We start from the raw sequence: 17,074 nt of genomic DNA, 5'->3' as shown, positions 1-17,074 counted from the left end.
TGCCACGCCCCGGCGCCGCCGACCGGCATGCCACGCGCCACCCAGCACGGTCGGAGGTGGCTCCGGCATGTCGCACCACCGGGCGGATGGATCACCCGGGCGGCCCGGCTAGGCTCGCCCCATGTCGCGCCGTTCCCTCCACACGCCCGCCCCCGACGCCGCAGCCCTGCGCGCCCGCCTGGACCGCGCCCGCACCGCCGCGGCCGCCGCGGACACCGACGCCCTGCTGATCGCGCCCGGTTCCGACCTGCGCTACCTGATCGGCCAGGCCGGCGGCTCGTTCGAGCGCCTCACCACCCTCGTCGTCCCCGCCGACGGCACGCCCGCGCTGGTCGTGCCGAAGCTGGAAGCGCCCGGCTACGCCGACGTGCCGGCCGACGAGCTCGGTGTCGAACTGCTGACCTGGGTGGACGGCGAGGACCCGTACAAGCTGGTGGCCGACCGGCTCGGCAAGGCCGGCCGCGTCGCGGTCAGCGACTTCACCCCGGCCCTGCACGTGCTGGCCCTGCGCGCGGCGCTCGGCGAGGCCGAGCAGACCCTCGCCGGCCCGGTCGTGCGCGAGCTGCGGATGCGCAAGGACGCCGCCGAGATCGCGTCGCTGCGGGACGCCGGCGCGGCCATCGACCGCGTGCACGCCCGCGTCCACGAGTGGCTGCGCCCCGGCCGCACCGAGGCCGAGGTCGGCGCGGACATCACCGCGGCGATCGTCGAGGAGGGCCACGTCCGGGCGGACTTCGTGATCGTCGGTTCCGGCCCGAACGGCGCCAGCCCGCACCACGACGTCTCCGACCGCGTCATCACCAAGGGTGACGTCGTGGTCGTCGACATCGGCGGCCCGCTGCCGGCCGGCTACAACTCCGACTCCACCCGCACCTACTCGGTCGGCGCGCCGACCGACGCCGACGTCGCCGAGACCTACGCCGTGCTGCAGCGCGCCCAGGCCGCCTCGGTCGCCGCGGTGAAGCCGGGGGTCACGGCCGAGGCGGTCGACGCCGCCGCGCGCGACGTCATCACCGAGGCCGGGTTCGGCGAGTACTTCATCCACCGCACCGGGCACGGCATCGGCCTGGACGTGCACGAGGAGCCCTACATCATCGCGGGCAACACGCTGCCGCTGGAGCCGGGCATGGCCTTCAGCGTCGAGCCGGGCATCTACCAGGCGGGCCGCTGGGGCGCCCGCATCGAGGACATCGTGATCGTCACCGCCGACGGCGTCGAGTCCGTCAACAACCGGCCGCACGAACTCGTCGTGCTGGACGCATGACCACCGGTGGCCTGGAGCCGCTCGACCAGTCGATCGTCGAGGAACTCGCGGCCGACGGGCGGCGCAGCTTCACCGACCTCGCCGAACGCGTCGGGCTTTCGGTGTCGGCGGTGCACCAGCGGGTGCGCCGCCTCGAGCAGCGCGGCGTCATCCTCGGGTACACCGCGCGGCTCGACGGCGAGCAGATCGGGCTGCCGCTGACGGCCCTGATCTCGCTGACGCCCAACGACCCCGGTGCGCCCGACGACTACCCGCAGCGGATCCAGCACATCAAGGAGATCGAGTCCTGCTACTCGGTGGCCGGCGACGAGTCCTACATCCTGCTAGTCCGCGTCCAGTCGCCGCTGGCGCTGGAGGACCTGCTGCGCCGGATCCGGGAGGCCGCCAAGGTGTCCACTCGCACCACGGTGGTCCTCTCTACGCCGTTCGAGGGACGTTCGCCTACGTTCTGACACCGGCCGGGTGGCCGGGTACCGGGGGACTGGTACGGTAAAAGGTATGGCAACACGTAAGGTGACTCTTTCGCTGGACAGCGGCGCCTTGGACTTCGCCGAACGCGCCGCGAAAGCACACGGGATCTCGGTCTCGTCCTGGCTGTCGAAGGCGGCCAGGCGCGAGGCGGTACGCACGGGCTACACCCCGCAGAAGCCGGAACCGGCCGTCGCGGACTTCGACGAGGCCGAGCGCACCGCGGCGGAAAAGGATCTGCGTGCGCAGGGGTGAAGTCTGGACGTACCACCCCCCGACCGATCCGGCCCGGCAGCGCACGGTCGTGCTGCTGTCCTCGGACGGGGTGAACGAGTCCGAGCGCCCCTGGCTGCTCGGCACCGAACTGCTCGACCGCGACCCTCAAGACATCCTCGGCGTGGCGATCGACGCCCGCTACTGGGTGTCGACGCTCAACCTCACACGGCTCTACCGCCCGTGGTTCGACGAGCGCCTCGCGGAGATCGACCAGGAGGTCCAAGAGCGCATCGACATCGCCCTGCGAGCCGCCCTCGATCTTTAAGTGTATAACGCCCTATACTGCGGGGCGATGGTAAAAGACCTTACGGTCCAGTAAGCGCACACGGCACGACTCAACCCCGCTCAAGAGCAGGGAAGGTCAGCGGGCGACGACCTCCGGGGCCGCGTGGAGCTTGCCGTCCGCGCCCGCGAGGCAGGAAGCGTTGCCTTCGCGGGTGGTCATGAACTCCGTGAGGCAGTTGGCGATCGCGGTGTGGCCGGCGGCGTTGGGGTGGAACGACTCCTGCAGCGCGTGGCCCGCCCGGTCGGCTTGGCCGAGGTCGGCGAGCTGGAGCGTCAGGCGGGTGAACCATTCCGTCGCGGGATTGGCGCCGCCGCTGCACGCTTCGTGCCGCACGCCGGCCTTGGCGAGGTCCAGGAACCGGGCGCCGGTCTGCCGCGCGGCCGTTTTGAGGCCGGAGGACAGGACGCCGATGCCGGTCTGGGAGATCCAGCGCAGGTCTTCGACCCGGAACGGGCAGCCGTTGAGGCTGCGCAGGTCTTCGGGGACGTCGGGGCCGATCGGGGCGGCGTAGGACTGCAGGATCAGCTGGTAGTCCGCGGGTACGTAACCGGCTTGGGCCAGTACTTCCTTGACGTCGGAGACGGCGGCGGCGACCTTCGGAACCATCGCGTCCACTTTGGACTGCCAGCTCTGCTTGAGTGCCGTGCTGCACGGCGGGCCGCCGGGGTCGAACCACGCTTTGAAGCAGTCGGTGACCTGGTTGGAGAACTTGGGGTCGTCGTTGGCGCCGACGGCGATCACGACGGCGGCGACGCGGTGGTCCTTGACCAGGGCGGCGAGCTGTTGTGCTTGTGAGCCTTCGGTCCACTGCTTGACGCCGCCGAGGGCGACCTGTTCGGCGGGGGCGCCGGAGCAGGCGAGGTTGACGTGGGCGGTGATGCCGGGGACGGCGATCTTTTCGACGAAGGCGTTGGGGGAGCGGTGGCACCAGTCGCCGCCCTGGCCGTTGGTGGCAGGTGTGTACTGGCCGGCGCCTTCGCCGGAGGCGGTGCTGTCGCCCATGGCGACGACGGTGAGCGGGCCGGTGCCGGGCGGGCCTTGGCGGGGTTGGGGTTGTCCGGGTTGGCTTTCGGAGCCGAAGAAGGCGAAGAAACCCACGAGGAGGGCCACGCTGACGAGGACCAGCGCCCCCCAGTACCACCGAAGTCGTCGCATCACGGCTGATTCTACGGATCAGGTGATCGGAGCCGGATCAGGACACCGTGCGTGACCGGTCACTCGGGCAGCCAGGTCCGCGCCAGTCCGGCCAGTGACTTCGTCAGGGCTTCGGGGCTGAGCTGGCGGTCTCGCAGCCAGTGCCGGACCTGTTCGGCCGAGAGGGCGGCCAGGAGGACGTCGGCGGTGATGTCCGGGTCGGGGGCGCCGCCGGTGTGGAGCAGGTGCCGGCAGTGGGCGCGCCAGAGGGTGTGGGCGCCGGTGCGGAAGCGGGCGCCGGTGGTCGCGGTCTCCGAGAGGAGGACGAGGTCGAGCTGCCGGTTCAGGAGCTGGAGGTAGGCCTCGACGAACGCGGCGAGCCGGTCAGCGGGGGATGCGCCGGGGCCGAGTGGGGGTCCTCCGGTGAGGATTTGGTGCTGGAGCTGGCGTTCGCGTTCGTCGAGCAGGGCCATGGCGAGGCCGGCTTTGTCGCCGAAGCGGCGGTAGAGGGTGCCTTTGCCGACGCCGGCGGCGGCGGCGACGTCGTCCATGGTGACGGCGTCGACGCCGTGTTCGGCGAAGAGGGTTTCGGCGGCGGTGAGGGCGCGGATGCGGTTGCGGGCGGCGTCAGCGCGTTCGTGTACGGGTGCGCCGAGGATGGGGAGTTCGGTCGGCGTTGACGAAGCGGACTCTGGTCCGCTAACGTTCGAAGACATAAGCGGACTCTAGTCCGAATTCTGGTCCGGTGGAAGCCGACATCCCTCCGAGGAGCATCCTCATGCCTGATCTGCTGCACATTTCCGCGTCCCCACGTGGGGAAGAGTCCCAGTCGCTGCGGCTGGCAGCTACTTTCCTGGACACCTACCGCGAGGTCCACCCGGGCGCCGAGATCGACGAGTGGGACCTTTGGGACGGCTCGCTGCCCGAGTTCGGGCCCGCCGCGGCGCGCGCCAAGATGACGGTCTTCGGCGGTGGTACGCCGCAGGGCGTGGAGGCCGCCGCGTGGCGTGCCGCCGAACGTGCTTTCGCCCGCTTCGATGCCGCGGACCGGATCCTGTTCAGCGTGCCGATGTGGAACTCCGGGGTGCCGTACGTGCTCAAGCAGTTCGTCGACGTCGTGTCGCAGCCGGGCTGGGTGTTCGGCGTCGACCCGGCGACCGGGTACGAGCACTTGCTGGCCGGGCGGGGCAAGCGCGCTGCGGTCGTCTACACGAGCGCGGTGTGGGGTCCGGGACTCGGGCGGGAGTTCGGGGACGACTTCCAGGCGCCGTTCTTCACCGGCTGGCTGAACTGGACGGGCATCGAGGACGTCACCGAGATCCGGTTCCACCCGACGCTCACCGGTGACGTCGAGGAGCTGGGCCGGGTCGCGCACGAGGCGGCCCGTGACGCGGCGAAGGTGTTCTAGCCGGCTTGGGTGAGGTCGGTGGTGGCGGCGAGTTCGGTGGCGACGTCGGTGATGGTGTGGCGGGCGGGGTTGTCGTTGGTGGGCAGCCAGACGAGTTCGGTTCGGGCGATGTCGCCGGTGAGGGGGACGAAGGCGACGCCGGTGCGGCGGAGGCTGTGGGAGGAGCGGGTGAGCCGGGTGACGCCGACGCCGGCGGCGACGAGGCCGAGCAGTCCTTGGACGGTCGGGGCGCGCTGGACGACGTGGGGGGTGTAGCCGGCGGTGGCGAAGTCGTCGTCGTAGCTGCGGTGCCAGGGTTCCCAGCTGCTGCGTGTGGTGAGGACCCAGGGTTCGCCGGCGAGGTCGGCGAGGGTGAGTGCCGTGCGGGTGGCGAGTGGGTGGTCTTGGGGGAGGACGGCGCAGACCTCTTCGGTCATGAGGGTTTGTGAGGTGAGGTCGTCGACGAGGGGTGGGCGGGTGAAGGCCAGGTCGAAGCGGTGTTCGCGGAGGCCGTCGACGAGGTCGGCGATGGAGGCTTCGGCGGTGTGGACCTCGAGGGCGGGGAATCGTTCGCGGGCCGCGCGGACGATGGGTGGGAGCAGGTAGTTGGCGGTGGTGGTGAGGAAGGCGAGCCGGATGGTGCCGATTTCGCCGCGTACGGCGCGGCCGAGGGTCGCGACGGCGTCGTCGGCGCGGGCGAGGACTGCGCGGGCTTCGGGCAGGAAGAGTTTGCCGACGGCGGTGAGGCGGGTGCCGCGGGCGTCGCGGTCGAACAGCCGGGCGCCGAGGGTGCGTTCGAGGACGGTGATCTGCTGGGAGAGGGATTGCTGGGCGATGTGCAGGCCGGTGGCGGCGCGGGTGAAGCTGGTTTCGTCGGCGACGGCGATGAAGTAGCGCAGTTGCCGTAGCTCGGGGGTCACAGGTTTTGACTGTAGCTGTGCCAGGTGATCGGTGTTGGCGCCGTGTGCGTGATCTTCCGCAGGATGGGAGGAGGAAACGTACTGGGAGGAACACGGAGATGACGAACACCGACGGCCGCGTCTGGCTGATCACGGGCTGCTCTTCCGGCTTCGGCCGGGAGGTGGCGCTGGCCGCTCTCGCCGCCGGCGATCGGGTGCTGGCCACCGCTCGGCGGCCGGAAACCTTGAGGGACCTGGAAGTGGCGGGTGGCGAGCGGGTCCGGACGGCGGCGTTGGACGTCACCGACGCCGGTCAGGTCGACGCGGCGGTGAAGACGGCGCTGGAGACGTTCGGGCGGATCGATGTCGTGGTGAACAACGCCGGCAACGGTTCGGTCGGCGCGGTCGAGGAGCTGACGATGGCGGAGCTGCGGGGGTTGATGGAGGTGATGTTCTTCGGTGCGGTCGAGGTGACGAAGGCCGTGGTGCCGCACCTGCGGGCGCAGGGCAGCGGGACGATCGTGCAGATCAGTTCGATGGGTGGGCAGCTGTCGATGCCGGGGTTCGGGGCGTACTGCGCGGCGAAGTTCGCGTTGGAGGGGCTTTCGGAGGCGCTCGCGGCGGAGGTGGCGCCGTTCGGGGTGCGGGTGCTGATCGTCGAGCCGGGGGCGTTCCGCACCGAGTTCGGTGGTGATCGGATGCACCGTTCGCGCACGATCGACGCTTACGCGGTGTCGACGTCGGGGACGCGTGGTGCGGTCGAGGGCATGGACGGTACGCAGCCGGGTGATCCGGCGAAGGCCGCGGCGGCGATCGTGCGGGCCGTGGAGCGCGAGGACGCCCCGTTGCGGCTGGCGCTGGGCGCGGACGCCGTCGAGGCGATCCGGGGTCACCACGAGGTGTTGGCGGCGGATTTGGCCGCGTGGGAGGACGTGAGCCGTTCGACCGCGCTCAGCTAGTCCAGCAGGGCGGTGAGGACGCCGTCGAGGAGGCGGACGCGGCGGTCGGCGATGCGGTGGACTTCGTCGTCGTGGGTGGCGACGATGACGGCCGCGCCTTCGGCCGCGCAGCGGCGTAGCAGCTTCAGGACGCGGGGGGTGCTGCCGCCGTCGAGGTGGGCGGTGGGTTCGTCGGTGAGCAGGATCCGGGGGCGGCCGGCGACGGCGCGGGCGAGCGCGACGCGTTGTTGCTGGCCGAAGGAGACTTCGAGGGGGTAGCGGTCGCCGAGGTCGCCGATGCCGAGTTCGTCGAGCAGGTCGGTGACGCGGTCCTGGATGACCTGGCGTGACGGGCGGGGGATGTCGGAGCGCAGCCGCAGGGGAAGGGCGACGTTTTCGGCGATGGTGAGTTCGTTGGCGAGGCCGAGGGCCTGGGGCAGGACCGCGCAGGTGTGCCACGGCGGTGCGCCGCTGATGGGGACGCCGTCGAGGAGCACGCAGCCGGAGTCGGGGGAGTCGAACCCGCAGAGCAGGGCCAGCAGTGCGCTCTTGCCGGAGCCGGATCGGCCGGAGACGGTGACGAGTTCGCCGGCGGCGACGCGCAGTTCGAGGCCGCGCAGGACTTCGATGTCGCCGCTGGGGTGGGCGAAGCTGCGGCGCAGGCCGACGGCTTCGAGCATGGATGGTGCGGTTTCGGCGGTCACGGCTGTGGCTCCCGTTCTTCGATGCCTTCGAGGGCGCCCTTGTGCAGGCGCGCGATCCGGGCGCCGAGGTCGATGAGGCGTTCGTCGTGTGAGGCCACCAGGACCGCGAAGTCCTGGTCCACCAGGTATTGCAGGGTGTCGAGGACGAGGTCGGCCGAGGCTTCGTCGAGCTGGGACGTCGGTTCGTCGGCGAGGATGACCGTGGAGCGGGCCGCGAGGACGCAGCCGAAGGCGAGCCGTTGCTGCTGGCCGCCGGAGAGGGCGGAGATCTTCCAGCCGCCGGTGTCGTGCAGGCCGAGCTGGGCGAGGATGTCGTCGGGGCGGCAGTGGGTGCCGGCGGCTTCGGCGGCGGCGCGGAGGTTGTCGGCGACCGAGAGGTAGCCGAGCAGGTTGTCGGAGGGGTTCTGGAACACCAGGCCCAGGTGGTGGCGCCGGAGGGCGCGTCGTTCGCGGTGTTTGAGCTTGCGGACGTCGGCGCCCTGGAACGTCAGGGAGCCGCGGGCGGGTTGTTCGAACAGGCCGAGGACGCGCAGGAGGGTGGACTTCCCGGAGCCGGACGGGCCGGCGAGGACGGTCATGCCGCGGGCGGGGACGTCGATGCTGACGTCGTCGACGCCGGTGACGATGCCGGCGGGTGTCTGGTAGTCGACGCCGATGCCGCGGAGGGAGAAGATCGGTTTTTCAGGCACGGATCAGCTCCGCGGTCCGGGCGGTGCGCACCGAGCGCACCGCGATCCAGCCGGCCAGGCCGACCACGAGGACGCCGACGGCCAGCACGGTCAGGACGAACGGCAGTGGGTCGGGTAGTTCGGAGCGGGGGGCGAGGAAGGTCGCGGGGTCGAACCGCGGCACGGAGAGTCCCGCGACGGAGATTCCGCAGACCACGCCGACGACGATGGCGAGTCCGCTGAGGGCGCCGAGTTCCATGAGGTGGCTGGCGAGCAGGGTCCGTGGCCGCATGCCCATCCGCAGGACGAGGGCGCCGGCGAGGGCGTTCTGCCTTCGCCGGACTTCGACGGCGACGAGCAGTGCGAGGATCGCGACCAGGCCGAGGACGGCGCCGAGCAGGGCCACGAAGGAGAACGTCCACGAGACGACGAAGAACGGGAGGCCGTCCAGTGCGGATTCGCGGCTGACGCGGTTGGGGATGTACACCCCGGCCGAGCGCAGCGCGGTGGTGGCGTCGGCCATCGCGGTCTTGGTCAGGACGCTCCACTTGGGGATTCCGTCGAGCTGGGCGTGGCTGAGTGCGGTGCGGGACACGACGTAGCCGGGTGAGGTGCCGATCATCGGGAACACCGGCAGGTCGCCCGCGGAGACGGCGTCGGGGAGGCCGCCGGGCAGGTGGGCGGACTGGCCGGCGCGGTGCCCGACCCGGATCGCGGGTGTGCCGTGCGGGTCGGGCTGGGAGATCTTCCGCAGGAGCGCGTCGAGGTCGTCGACGGGGACGCGGTCGAGTGCGGCGGCGTTGGCGAACGTCGCGGGGTCGATCACCAGCACGACGCTGCCGGTGCCGGTGAGTTCGCCGACGATGGTGCTGGTGCCGGCCAGGGCGGCGGGCATGGCGACGGTGCCCATGCCGATCGGGCTGTCGGTGTCGAGGCGGGCGTCGCTGCCGACGAAGATCGCCGACTTGGTGGCGAGGGCGTCTTCCTGGCCGTCGGCGATGCCGATCCCGGTGGCCAGGGTGCCGATCGCGAGGGTGCCGATGACGAGCACGCCGGTCACCGGCGCGCGGGCGCCGGCCAGCCGGCGGATGGCCAGCTGCAGGGCGGGGTGGGACCAGAAGCGGGCGCGGTGGGAGGCGTGCAGGGCGAGCCACGCCAGCCGGGCGGTCAGCAGCCCGACGGTCAGGACGACGAACACCGGGTAGGTCAGGGCGAGCGGGTCGACCTGGGGTAATGGATTTCCGAGGCGTGAGCCGGTGCTGTAGCCGGCCAGGCGGGTCCAGCCGAGCCAGGCCATGCCCGCGGTCGCGAGTTCCCACGGGAAGTAGGCGAGCAGCCGTGCCCGGTTGCCCTTGCGGCGTACCCGGCCGAGTTCGAACTCGCGGTGTGCCCGGACGGCGACGACGAGGGCGAGCAGCGTCATGGAGAGCAGCAGGACGGCCGCGGCGACGATGCCGGCGCGCAGTTCGGCGTCGGAGTCGGGGGCGCCGGGTGGTCCGTAGACGCCGAGCAGGAGGCGGGCGGCGACGGCGCCGGCGGCGCCGCCGAGCAGGATCGGCAGGCCGAGTTCGGCGATGGCGAGCCAGCCGAGGGCGCCGGGGCCGCTGCCGCGGGCGGAGAGCAGGCGCAGCTGGGCGTGGCGGCGCTGGTACCACTGCAGGGCGACGCTGCCGAGGCCCGCGCAGCCGACGAGCACGCTGATCACCGCGAGCGGCAGGATCGAGACGAACACGTTGTCCTGGGCCTGGCGGGCGATCGTGACCGAGCGTTCGAAGGTCGGGACGTCGGCGGCGACGGCGGAGCCGAGGCCTTGGGCGGTGAGGTCCGCGCGGACGTCGGCGACCAGGTCCTGGGAGCGTCGCAGGAGGTCTTCGGCGCCGCTGAGGGTGGTGGGTGGCGGGACGTAGAACGAGATGTGGAAGTACTGCATGGTCGGCAGGCCGAGGGCGTGGACGGCGTTGTCGAAACTCGTGCGGTCGGTGGCGAAGACGATCGAGTCGATGGGGTCGTTGGCCAGGCGGTCCACGACGGCGCCGGACTGCTGGGAGCACCACCAGCGCGGCGGCGGGTCGAGCAGGTCGCGGTAGATGCCGGTGACCGGGGGCAGCGCGGTGCCCTGGACGCTGGGGCGGGCGCCGAGGCCGATGTGTTCGCCGTCGGCGACGACGTTGCCGAGCCACAGGCCGGGTGCGCGGGTGCCCTGCTGCAGGGTGAGGTGGTCGAGCCCGGCCTGGTCGCGGTAGCCGAGGCGGATCTTGTAGTGCGGGTCGCCGTTGAACTGGGTGCCGAGCAGGACGTTGGTGTACTGGCCGACGATCGGGGTGCCGAAGCCGTGGGCGGGGGCGTGGCGCTGGACGGCGGCGGTGACCGCGGGGATGGTCTCGACCGGGATGTTGCCCTTGCCGAAGACCGGGCCGTAGGCGTCCGGGCAGACGATGCCGGTCTGGTAGGTGACGGCCGCGCCGCCGGCCGCGGAGGCCTGCAGGACGGCGGCGGTGCCGAGGAAGCACGCCAGCAGCGAGGTCACCGCCGCCACGATCAGCGTCAGCGGGCTGGTGAGCGCGGCTTTCGGTGCCGCACGCCACGGCATGGTCACTCTGAGTTGTTCGATCTTCCCCCACATCACCCGCATGGAGGCGCACGCTACCGGCCCACCCCAGGAGACGGAACGTTTTTGTCACGATCGTTGCTCACCCGCTGTGGTCGAAGGTGTCGAAAAGGGCGGGTGCAACCAGTACGGCCATCCGGCCGGTTTAGTGGTCTAGACCTTGACTCCTGGATTGGTCTGATCCAATCCTGGGGACGTTCCCGCCGTGCGACGCCGCAGCACGGCTCCCCGCCGGCTTTGGAGCGCTCGTGCGTCGACGCAGACCTTTCTCCCGATTGTCCGTTTCTCTTGCCCTGGCGGCATTTTCCGCCGGTTCGCTGGTCGCCGCGGCCGGGACCGCCCAGGCCGCCACGCCGCTGCCCTCGCACGTCTTCGCCCCCTACTTCGAGGCGTGGACCGGCGAAAGCCCGGCTGCGCTCGCCCAGGCGTCCGGGGCCAAGCACCTGACCATGGCGTTCATCCAGGCCGCCACCAAGGGGCAGTGCACCGTCTACTGGAACGGTGACTCCGGGATGCCGATCTCGAGTGCCACCTTCGGCTCCGACATCACCACCATCCGCTCGCGCGGCGGCGACGTCATCCCGTCCTTCGGTGGCTACACCGCCGACAACACCGGCACCGAGATCGCCGACAGCTGCACCAACGTCGACTCGATCGCCGCGGCCTACGAGTCGGTGATCACCACCTACGACGTCCCGCGCCTCGACATGGACATCGAGGACAACTCGCTCACCAATTCAGCCGGCATCGACCGCCGCAACAAGGCCATCAAGAAGGTCCAGGACTGGGCCGCCGCCTCCGGCCGGCCGCTGCAGATCTCCTACACCCTGCCCACGACCACCCGCGGCCTGGCCGACAGCGGTCTCGCCGTGCTGCGCAACGCCGTCACCAACGGCACCCGCGTCGACGTCGTCAACATGATGACCTTCGACTACTACGACAACGCCGCCCACGAGATGGCCACCGACACCCAGACCTCGGCCACCGGCCTGGTCTCCCAGCTCGCGGCGCTCTACCCGGGCAAGACCCAGGCGCAGCTGTGGGCGAGCGTCGGGATCACCGAGATGATCGGCGTCGACGACTTCGGCCCCGCCGAGACGTTCACGACCGCCGACGCGGCCACCGTCTACAACTGGGCCGTCTCGAAGGGCATCAACGAGCTGTCCTTCTGGGCGCTGCAGCGGGACAACGGCGGCTGCCCGGGCGGGGCCGCGGCGGACAACTGCTCCGGCATCAGCCAGTCCCAGTGGTTCTTCAGTCACGCCTTCGAGCCGTTCACCGGCGGCACGACCGTGCCGGGCAACGACTTCTCCCTCGCCGCGAACCCGGCCTCGGCCGCGGTGAACCCGGGCGCCTCCACCTCGGCGACGGTCACCACCGCCGTCACCTCCGGCGCCGCCCAGTCCGTGGCCCTCTCGGTCTCGGGCGCACCCGCCGGCGTCACCGCGTCGGTCAGCCCCGGCTCGGTCACCGCGGGCGGCAGCGCGACGCTGTCGGTCGCGACGACCGCGGCCGCGGTCCCCGGCGTCTACCCGCTGACCGTGACCGGCGCCGGGACCGCCGGCAGCCACAGCGCGACCTTCACCCTCACCGTCAACGGCACCGTGCCGACCGGTTCGGTCGTCAACGGCGGGTTCGAGACCGGCGCGCTGAGCCCGTGGGTCGGTGCCGGCGACTCGGTCGTCGCCTCGCCCGCGCACTCGGGCACCAAGGCCCTGCAGGTGACGGCCACGGCGTCGTCGACCGGTGAGGCCGCGCAGAACATCACCCTCGCACCGAACCACGCGTACACGCTCAAGGCGTGGGTGCAGGGCAGCTACGCCTACCTCGGCGTCCGGGGCGGCGCGACCGCCAGCACCTGGACCTCGAGCAGCGGCTGGACGCAGCTGTCGGTGCCGTTCACGACCGGTGCGTCGGGCGCGGTGACGATCTACGTCCACGGCTGGTACGGCCAGGGGGCGGTCTACGCCGACGACGTCACCCTCGGCTGAGAAGGGGCGGCTCCGGTCCTCCCCGCACCTGCCCGCGAGGAGGACCGGAGCCGTTCGGCTGTACCGGGGCTGGGCAAAATGGAGGTTGGCGCGGGCCTCATCGCCGGAAAGACTGGATCTTCCGTTCGCGAGGAGGAACACACATGCCCCACATCCCGCTCGACCCGGAGCTGCCCGGGATCCGGTCGCTGATGGCCTACCGGCCCGAGACCGCGGTCCCGCTGAACCTCCTGGCCCAGACGCTCCTGCGTGGGCCGAGCAGCCTGACGGTCGGCGAGCGCGAGCTGATCGCGACGGTCGTGTCGAACGGCAACGAATGCCGCTTCTGCACCGGCAGCCACGCCGCCACCGCGGCCGAGACCATCGAAGGCGGCCGCGCGGTGGTCGACGCGGCGTGCGCCGGGATCGACGACGCGCCGGTCTCGGAGAAGCTCAAGGCCCTGCTGCGGATCGCGCTGGCCGTGCGGGAGACCGGCCGCAACGTCACCGACGAGCTCGTCGCCGCGGCCCGCGCCCAGGACGCGACGGACCTCGAACTGCACGACACCGTGCTGATCGCGGCCGCGTTCTGCATGTACAACCGCTACGTCGACGGGCTCGCCACGATCGCGCCCGAAGACCCCGCGGCCTACGAGCAGATGGGGAAGGTCCTGGCCGCCGAGGGCTACGGGCGCTGAGCAGCCCTGAAGGGCACCCTCAGGGCCGTACAAGCCATGAGGGTGCCCTTCAGGACATCGCTACGCGGGCTGCAGCACGAAGTCGTAGCGGGCTTCGATCCACGGCCCGTCGCTGTGCCCGCCGTCCGGGGTCGGGCCCGGCTCGCGCGGCTCGAACGCGACGACCAGCTCCTGCTTGGTGCCGAACACGACGTCGCTGTCGAGGTACTCGGCGCCCTCCTGGAACAGGTGCGTGATCAGCGGCTCGTACCCGGCGGCGTTGATCAGGAAGTGCACGTGCGCCGGCCGGTAGTGGCTGATGTCGGTGCCGCCGATCAGCTCGCCGACCGGGCCGTCCATCGGGATCGAGTACCCCTTCGGCGCGATCGTGCGCAGGCAGTACGACCCGTCGGCGCGGGTGGTGTACTTCGCGCGCAGCCGGGCCTCGTCGATGCCGGGGATCTGCGACTCGTACGCGCCTTCCTCGTCGGCCTGCCAGACGTCGAGGACCGCGCCGCCGACGGGGGAGCCGTCCAGCCCGGTGACGGTGCCGGTGATGTAGAGCGGCGCGCCCGGGAGACCGTCGGACATGTCGCCGCCGAACTCCTTCTCCGGTGAGCCGTCGATGTGGAACGGGCCCAGCACCGTCGCCGGCGTCGCTTTCGCGTCGAACGCGTGGTTCATCTGCACGACCAGCATGCTCAGGCCCAGCACGTCGGAGGCGAGGATGAACTCCTCGCGCTTCTCGTCGCTGATCTGCCCGGTCTCGGTGAGCCACCGCATCGCGGCCATCCACTCGGTCTCGCTCAGCCGGACTTCGCGGGCGAAGGCGTGCAGGTGCCGCACGAGCGCCGACATGAGCTCCGCGGTCCGCGGGTCGTGCGCGCTCGACCAGCGCCGCGCGGCGAGCTCGGTGATGTTGTCCTCGGTGACCAGCTGCATCGGCGTTCCTCTCAGACTTCCGGATCCGGGGCGACGGACCGGTTGTTCAGGTCCACCGACAGGAAGATGTCGTTCGCGACGGGATGGCGCAACTCCTCGGCGAGCTGCCCGATCAACCCGGCCGTGCGGGCCAGCAACGCGAACCCGCGCAGCAGCTCCAGCGGCAGCCCCAAGTCGGCCAGGGCCGCGCCGCAGACGCCCGCGCCGTTGAGCGGCAGCGTCTTGCCCAGCACCTGCGGGTGCACCCGGCCGATCGCCGCGAACAGCTCCAGGTGCGGGCCGCGCAGGCCCTCTTCGGCGGCGATCTCGAACAGCCGCGCGGTGCGCGGGTCGCCGTCCTTGTGCACGTGGTGCCCGAGCCCGGGGACGAACTTCCGTTGGGCGCGCACGCTTTCGACGGTCGTCGACGCGAGCGCGTCCCACCCGGCCTCGTCGGTGGGCTGGTCCTCGACGGTGCCGAGGACGTCGTGCAGGAACCGGCCGCAGTCCTCGGTGACGCCGAGGAAGCGCGACCCGCCGCCGAGCAGGCCCGCGGCGAGCGCGCCCTGGACCGAGTCGGGGGCCGAGAGGTAGGTCAGCCGGGTGACGATCGCGGTCGGGGTGAAGCCGTGGTCGGCGAGCGCGGCCAGGACCGCCTCGAAGACCCGCGTCTCGCCCTTGCTCGGACGTCGTTGGGTGGCGAGCCAGAACGCCAGCTCGCCGAAGCCGACCTCGCCCATCACGTCCTGGGCGAGGTCCTGGCCGAGCAGGGTGATCTTGTCGCGGCTCGACGCGCCGAGCGCCGTCTCGTACTCCGGTTTGTCAGCCATCGTCGCCCTCCTCGGGAGTGGTCAGCCACGCGCGCAGCTCGGCGCCGTGCTCGTCCAGCTCCGGCGGCGGCAGCCGGTAGGCGGCGGGGGTGGCGGAGAAGCGGATGGGGTGGCGGGTGGTCGGCACCGCGCGGTCACCCTCGCCGACCTCGACGATCGGGTCGAGCCCGAAGCGTTCGGCCATCGCGAAACCGCCGTCGATGGTGTTGATCGGCCCGCACGGCACGCCGACCTTCGTCAGCGCCTCGAACCACTCGACCGCGCCGCGGGTGGCGAGCCGCTCGATGAGCACCGGCCGGAGCTCCTCGCGGTTCTTCGTGCGGTCGGCGTTGCGGGCGAAGCGCGGGTCGTCCGGGACGTCGGGCAGGTCCAGGACTTCGCAGAGCCGGCGGAACTGGCCGTCGTTGGCCGCGGCGACGATCAGGTCGTTGTCCGCGGTGGGCAGCGGCTCGTACGGGAAGACGCTCGGGTGGGCGTTGCCCATCCGGTACGGCACCACACCCCCGGCGGCGTAGGCGGAACTGTGGTTGACCAGCCCGGTCAGCGCCGAGGACAGCAGGTTGACCTCGACGTGCTGGCCTTCGCCGGTCGCGTCGCGGTGGCGCAGCGCGGCCAGGATGCCGATGACGGCGTGGTTGCCGGCCATCACGTCGAACACCGAGATCCCGGCGCGGTAGGGCGGGCCGTCCGGGTCGCCGGTGAGGCTCATCAGCCCGGAGATCGCCTGCACCATCAGGTCGTACCCGGGCACGTGCCGGCCCTCGCCCGAGCCGAACCCGCTGATCGACGCGTACACCGATCCCGGGTTGGCGGCCCGCACGCTGGCGTAGTCGAGGCCGTACTTGGCCAGCCCGCCCGGCTTGAAGTTCTCGATCAGGATGTCCGCGCGGGCCGCCAGCTCGCGGGCGAGCACGGCGTCGGCCTCGTCGCGCAGGTCCAGGGCGATGGAGCGCTTCCCGCGGTTGATGCCGAGGTAGTAGGTGGAGACGTCGCCGCGGACCGGCGGCATCCACGTGCGGGTCTCGTCACCCTGCGGGCCTTCGACCTTGACGACCTCGGCGCCCAGGTCGGCCAGCAGCATCGTGGCGTACGGCCCGGCGAGCACCCGGGAGAAGTCCGCGACCAGCAGCCCGGTCAACGGACCGGCGGCGCTGTTGTCCACCCGAACCTCACCTTCGTGTCCGTCAGTCGGACGTATGTCCGCTCAGTTTGGGGGAGTGGCTCACGGCGGTCAAGACGCCGGGACCGTCACGTGCGGGACGTCGGCGAGCCGGGCGAAGTCGGCGCTGATGTCCCCGGCGGTCTGCAGCAGCAGCGGCAGGTGGTGCTCCAGCAGCCGCTCGACGGACGTCTCGGCGGCGTGGCAGTTGACGTTGACGCCGGCGATCACCCGGCCGGCGCCGTCCCGCAGCGGCGCGGCGACCGAGCGGATGCCCAGCGTGAGCTGCTCGTCGGTGAGCGCCCAGCCGCGGGCCCGGACCTCGCGCAGCTCGGCGTCGCGCTCGGCCCGGTCCGGCTGCCAGCGCGCGACCAGCCCGGAGCGGGTCGGCTCGGCCAGCACGGCCTCCAGCTCGTCGAGGGGCAGGGCGGCGAGCTGCACCTTGCCCAGCGACGTCGGCAGCGCCGGGAACCGCGTGCCGATCTGCACGCTGAGTCCGACGATCTTCGGCACGGCCACGCGCGCCACGTAGACGATGTCGGAGCCGTCGAGCTGGGCGATCGAGCACGACTCGTCCGTGCGCGCGACCAGGCGTTCCAGGTGCGGGCGGGCGACGTCCCACAGGCCCGCCGAGCGCACGTAGGCGACGCCGAGGTCGAGCACCCGGGGCGTCAGGGCGAAGCCGCGGCCGTCGGAACGGACGTACCCGAGCTCTTCGAGGGTCAGCAGGATCCGCCGGGCGGTCGGGCGGGCCAGGCTCGTGGCCGTGGCGACCTCGGCGAGCGTCATGGCCTGCTGGTGCGGGCGGAACGCCGTGATCACCTCGAGCCCGCGGGCGAGCGCCTCGATGAAGTCGGGACCGGTTCCCTCGCGTGGCATGCGCGA

The 17,074-nt window shown here is 71.6% G+C and carries 18 protein-coding genes; 8 read left to right on the top strand and 10 right to left on the bottom strand.

From position 1 onward, the window contains the following. Positions 1-121: 121 nt before the first annotated feature. From MUY22_RS37240 to MUY22_RS37225, 4 genes are read left to right on the top strand one after another with little or no spacing between them, the layout of a single operon-like run. Positions 122-1,264: a Xaa-Pro peptidase family protein gene (locus MUY22_RS37240; protein ID WP_247051869.1), complete on the top strand. Its 1,143-nt coding sequence runs from the start codon at positions 122-124 to the stop codon at positions 1,262-1,264. Beyond that, entirely contained in the window at positions 1,261-1,716 is a 456-nt protein-coding gene (locus tag MUY22_RS37235) for an Lrp/AsnC family transcriptional regulator (RefSeq protein WP_247051868.1), read from the top strand. The genes MUY22_RS37240 and MUY22_RS37235 overlap by 4 nt, the downstream gene beginning before the upstream one ends. A gap of 46 nt (positions 1,717-1,762) precedes the next feature. Continuing rightward, positions 1,763-1,987, top strand: coding sequence for a hypothetical protein (locus MUY22_RS37230; RefSeq protein WP_247051867.1), 225 nt, complete (start codon positions 1,763-1,765; stop codon positions 1,985-1,987). Further along, positions 1,974-2,273 carry a hypothetical protein gene (locus tag MUY22_RS37225; RefSeq protein ID WP_247051866.1) on the top strand — a complete coding sequence of 100 codons (300 nt, stop codon included), beginning with the start codon at positions 1,974-1,976 and terminating at the stop codon, positions 2,271-2,273. Before MUY22_RS37230 ends, MUY22_RS37225 begins: the two co-directional genes overlap by 14 nt. Before the next feature lie 96 nt (positions 2,274-2,369). On the opposite strand, the gene MUY22_RS37220 is transcribed toward MUY22_RS37225, so the two are convergent. Together MUY22_RS37220 and MUY22_RS37215 are read right to left on the bottom strand one after the other, a co-directional pair. Then, a complete protein-coding gene (locus MUY22_RS37220) occupies positions 2,370-3,449 on the bottom strand; it encodes a GDSL-type esterase/lipase family protein (RefSeq protein ID WP_247051865.1) in 1,080 nt (359 codons plus the stop codon). A 59-nt stretch (positions 3,450-3,508) separates the two neighbouring features. Next, positions 3,509-4,144 carry a TetR/AcrR family transcriptional regulator gene (locus tag MUY22_RS37215; RefSeq protein ID WP_247051864.1) on the bottom strand — a complete coding sequence of 212 codons (636 nt, stop codon included), beginning with the start codon at positions 4,142-4,144 and terminating at the stop codon, positions 3,509-3,511. 62 nt (positions 4,145-4,206) lie between these two features. Between MUY22_RS37215 and MUY22_RS37210 the strand changes: the two genes are divergently transcribed. Next, on the top strand, positions 4,207-4,836 hold the full coding sequence (locus MUY22_RS37210) for an FMN-dependent NADH-azoreductase (RefSeq protein ID WP_247051863.1): 630 nt from the start codon (positions 4,207-4,209) through the stop codon (positions 4,834-4,836). Here the strand turns inward: MUY22_RS37210 and MUY22_RS37205 are convergent. Further along, complete coding sequence (locus tag MUY22_RS37205; RefSeq protein ID WP_247051862.1) at positions 4,833-5,735, bottom strand: LysR family transcriptional regulator; 903 nt, start codon at positions 5,733-5,735, stop codon at positions 4,833-4,835. The genes MUY22_RS37210 and MUY22_RS37205 overlap by 4 nt on opposite strands. Positions 5,736-5,833: 98 nt before the next feature. Between MUY22_RS37205 and MUY22_RS37200 the strand changes: the two genes are divergently transcribed. Further along, positions 5,834-6,673 carry an oxidoreductase gene (locus tag MUY22_RS37200; RefSeq protein WP_247051861.1) on the top strand — a complete coding sequence of 280 codons (840 nt, stop codon included), beginning with the start codon at positions 5,834-5,836 and terminating at the stop codon, positions 6,671-6,673. Here the strand turns inward: MUY22_RS37200 and MUY22_RS37195 are convergent. From MUY22_RS37195 to MUY22_RS37185, 3 genes are read right to left on the bottom strand one after another with little or no spacing between them, the layout of a single operon-like run. Next, positions 6,670-7,332 (bottom strand): ABC transporter ATP-binding protein, encoded by a 663-nt coding sequence (locus MUY22_RS37195; protein WP_247064298.1) that lies wholly within the window; start codon positions 7,330-7,332, stop codon positions 6,670-6,672. The two genes, MUY22_RS37200 and MUY22_RS37195, sit on opposite strands and share 4 nt — an antisense overlap. A gap of 20 nt (positions 7,333-7,352) precedes the next feature. Continuing rightward, positions 7,353-8,045, bottom strand: a complete 693-nt coding sequence (locus MUY22_RS37190) for an ABC transporter ATP-binding protein (RefSeq protein ID WP_247051860.1) — start codon at positions 8,043-8,045, stop codon at positions 7,353-7,355. Further along, positions 8,038-10,614 carry an FtsX-like permease family protein gene (locus MUY22_RS37185; RefSeq protein ID WP_247051859.1) on the bottom strand — a complete coding sequence of 859 codons (2,577 nt, stop codon included), beginning with the start codon at positions 10,612-10,614 and terminating at the stop codon, positions 8,038-8,040. The genes MUY22_RS37190 and MUY22_RS37185 overlap by 8 nt, the downstream gene beginning before the upstream one ends. Before the next feature lie 293 nt (positions 10,615-10,907). On the opposite strand from MUY22_RS37185, the gene MUY22_RS37180 reads away from it, so the two are divergent. Further along, complete coding sequence (locus MUY22_RS37180; protein WP_247051858.1) at positions 10,908-12,623, top strand: glycosyl hydrolase family 18 protein; 1,716 nt, start codon at positions 10,908-10,910, stop codon at positions 12,621-12,623. Positions 12,624-12,766: 143 nt separating this feature from the next. Then, positions 12,767-13,300, top strand: a complete 534-nt coding sequence (locus tag MUY22_RS37175; protein ID WP_247051857.1) for a carboxymuconolactone decarboxylase family protein — start codon at positions 12,767-12,769, stop codon at positions 13,298-13,300. A 60-nt stretch (positions 13,301-13,360) separates the two neighbouring features. Here MUY22_RS37175 and MUY22_RS37170 read toward each other — a convergent pair whose 3' ends face one another. The 4 genes from MUY22_RS37170 to MUY22_RS37155 form a co-directional block, all read right to left on the bottom strand. Then, positions 13,361-14,221, bottom strand: coding sequence for a dioxygenase (locus MUY22_RS37170; protein WP_247051856.1), 861 nt, complete (start codon positions 14,219-14,221; stop codon positions 13,361-13,363). Positions 14,222-14,232: 11 nt separating this feature from the next. Next, complete coding sequence (locus tag MUY22_RS37165; protein WP_247051855.1) at positions 14,233-15,030, bottom strand: citryl-CoA lyase; 798 nt, start codon at positions 15,028-15,030, stop codon at positions 14,233-14,235. Then, positions 15,023-16,192: a CaiB/BaiF CoA-transferase family protein gene (locus MUY22_RS37160; RefSeq protein ID WP_247051854.1), complete on the bottom strand. Its 1,170-nt coding sequence runs from the start codon at positions 16,190-16,192 to the stop codon at positions 15,023-15,025. The genes MUY22_RS37165 and MUY22_RS37160 overlap by 8 nt, the downstream gene beginning before the upstream one ends. Before the next feature lie 69 nt (positions 16,193-16,261). Further along, positions 16,262-17,068 carry an IclR family transcriptional regulator C-terminal domain-containing protein gene (locus tag MUY22_RS37155; RefSeq protein ID WP_247051853.1) on the bottom strand — a complete coding sequence of 269 codons (807 nt, stop codon included), beginning with the start codon at positions 17,066-17,068 and terminating at the stop codon, positions 16,262-16,264. Positions 17,069-17,074 lie beyond the last annotated feature (6 nt).

Source organism: Amycolatopsis sp. WQ 127309, assembly GCF_023023025.1.
GTDB lineage: Bacteria > Actinomycetota > Actinomycetes > Mycobacteriales > Pseudonocardiaceae > Amycolatopsis.
Note: the sequence above shows the minus strand (reverse complement) of the source record. Positions and strands in the feature narration are given on the sequence as shown.

Bases quoted from the DNA above. Each gene is read 5' to 3' on its own strand.
- MUY22_RS37240 (WP_247051869.1), top strand. From the start codon at position 122: ATGTCGCGCCGTTCCCTCCACACGCCCGCCCCCGACGCCGCAGCCCTG.
- MUY22_RS37235 (WP_247051868.1), top strand. From the start codon at position 1,261: ATGACCACCGGTGGCCTGGAGCCGCTCGACCAGTCGATCGTCGAGGAA.
- MUY22_RS37230 (WP_247051867.1), top strand. From the start codon at position 1,763: ATGGCAACACGTAAGGTGACTCTTTCGCTGGACAGCGGCGCCTTGGAC.
- MUY22_RS37220 (WP_247051865.1), bottom strand. From the start codon at position 3,449: ATGCGACGACTTCGGTGGTACTGGGGGGCGCTGGTCCTCGTCAGCGTG.
- MUY22_RS37215 (WP_247051864.1), bottom strand. From the start codon at position 4,144: ATGTCTTCGAACGTTAGCGGACCAGAGTCCGCTTCGTCAACGCCGACC.
- MUY22_RS37210 (WP_247051863.1), top strand. From the start codon at position 4,207: ATGCCTGATCTGCTGCACATTTCCGCGTCCCCACGTGGGGAAGAGTCC.
- MUY22_RS37200 (WP_247051861.1), top strand. From the start codon at position 5,834: ATGACGAACACCGACGGCCGCGTCTGGCTGATCACGGGCTGCTCTTCC.
- MUY22_RS37195 (WP_247064298.1), bottom strand. From the start codon at position 7,332: ATGCTCGAAGCCGTCGGCCTGCGCCGCAGCTTCGCCCACCCCAGCGGC.
- MUY22_RS37185 (WP_247051859.1), bottom strand. From the start codon at position 10,614: ATGCCGTGGCGTGCGGCACCGAAAGCCGCGCTCACCAGCCCGCTGACG.
- MUY22_RS37175 (WP_247051857.1), top strand. From the start codon at position 12,767: ATGCCCCACATCCCGCTCGACCCGGAGCTGCCCGGGATCCGGTCGCTG.
- MUY22_RS37170 (WP_247051856.1), bottom strand. From the start codon at position 14,221: ATGCAGCTGGTCACCGAGGACAACATCACCGAGCTCGCCGCGCGGCGC.
- MUY22_RS37165 (WP_247051855.1), bottom strand. From the start codon at position 15,030: ATGGCTGACAAACCGGAGTACGAGACGGCGCTCGGCGCGTCGAGCCGC.
- MUY22_RS37155 (WP_247051853.1), bottom strand. From the start codon at position 17,068: ATGCCACGCGAGGGAACCGGTCCCGACTTCATCGAGGCGCTCGCCCGC.